The sequence below is a fragment of the Treponema sp. R6D11 genome (genome assembly GCF_054786075.1).
Genome location: NZ_BDHD01000986.1, coordinates 1 through 420 on the forward strand (window position 1 = coordinate 1; position 420 = coordinate 420).

Consider the following 420-nt stretch of genomic DNA (forward strand, 5'->3'; position numbering starts at 1 on the left):
TAACCGTATTATGAAACTTAAATCGCATAGCTTTCCATTCAAATATGATTCAGATAGTTTTTATGTAATTCATATTGCCTCGTTAAATTCACTTAATGATATTATTCAATTATCAATGCCTGAAATAAAGTTAAAGAATATTGAACCAATAACTAATATTTCAGGAATTGGTTGTATCAGTAATTATGATGGTTACTTAAAATATGATCGTGTAGCCTCTGGGCTGGCTACTGTGTCGTATTGAGCCATGCCGACAGGGGGAATGTTGGCACGGTCGTGTTCGGGGTAGGTGTATGCGTCTATTTGGTTGAGTTTGGAGGTGTCGATGGCGGGTTTTTTAGGCATGTGGGGAAGCCTTGGGTGATTCAAGATTTCTGGGTTTGTTATGTCTGGCTCTTTTACACATCTGACGCTGTCGAG

General features: G+C 38.8%; 1 protein-coding gene. It reads right to left on the reverse strand.

The features are described from left to right. Positions 1 to 192: 192 nt before the first annotated feature. The coding region (locus ACYVTD_RS17125; RefSeq protein ID WP_461248847.1) for a hypothetical protein at positions 193 to 420 on the reverse strand (228 nt) is incomplete at its 5' end.